Source organism: Corallococcus praedator, from assembly GCF_003612125.1.
GTDB lineage: Bacteria > Myxococcota > Myxococcia > Myxococcales > Myxococcaceae > Corallococcus > Corallococcus praedator.
This window is the reverse complement of record NZ_RAWI01000809.1, coordinates 1-793: the sequence shown is the minus strand read 5'-3', so window position 1 is coordinate 793 and position 793 is coordinate 1. Positions and strand designations below refer to the sequence as shown.

General features: G+C 71.6%; 1 protein-coding gene and 1 pseudogene. Both read left to right on the top strand.

The features are described from left to right. Positions 1-258: pseudogene (locus tag D7Y13_RS41895) on the top strand (PEGA domain-containing protein); the annotation flags it as partial. A gap of 2 nt (positions 259-260) precedes the next feature. After that, a complete protein-coding gene (locus tag D7Y13_RS41890) occupies positions 261-560 on the top strand; it encodes a hypothetical protein (RefSeq protein WP_120631074.1) in 300 nt (99 codons plus the stop codon). The last annotated feature ends 233 nt before the right edge of the window (positions 561-793 follow it).

Here is a 793-nt window from a genome sequence, read left to right as displayed (position 1 = left end):
CCTCCCACCCCGCCGCCGCCCGCGAAGAAGCTGACGCGCAAGGAGCGTGAGGCCGAGGCGAAGCGCCAGCGTGAGGAGGAGGCCCGCCTCAAGAAGGAGCAGCGCGAGCAGGAGGAACAGCGCAAGCGCGACGAGGAAGCGAAGCGGAAGCGGGACGAGGAGGAGAAGCGCAAGCGCGAGGAAGAGGAGAAGCGCAAGCGCGACGAAGAGAAGAAGCAGCGTCCCAAGCTCGACGATGACGATCTCCGGAACTACTAGCCATGCGCCTTCGCCTTTCATCGCTCATCGTTCCCTCGGCCCTGGTTCTGGGGCTGGGGTTGTCCGCCTGCAGCCTGCTCGTCGACTTCGACCCGGAAGGGCAGCCCTGCGACCGGGGCCAGTGCCTGGAGGGCTATGTCTGCCGGAACGAGGCCTGTGTCTCCGAGGACAGCCCCGCGACCGACGCGGGCCCGACCGACGCGGGGGTCCAGGATTCCGGAACCCCTGACGCCGGCGACCCGGATGCCGGCACCACCGACGGTGGACTGCTCACCGACGGTGGCCTCGCCGACGGCGGGTGAGGTTCCAGGCCGGGCTCCGGGCTTCTGACCCGGTTCCCGGCCGCTGCACCCGCCGTGGAGGTGCCCGGGCCGCGAAGGCCCGCGTGGCGCCTCCCCGCGTGGCCCCCCGGCCGCGCCGTGTCCCCCCGGACACGGCTGCCTCCTGGCAGGCGGCACCCCGGAAACCCCCGTCATTCCAGCCGCTTGCACGCGATATCCGCGCCGGGGACCACCCCCGGTGCGTGGCATCATCC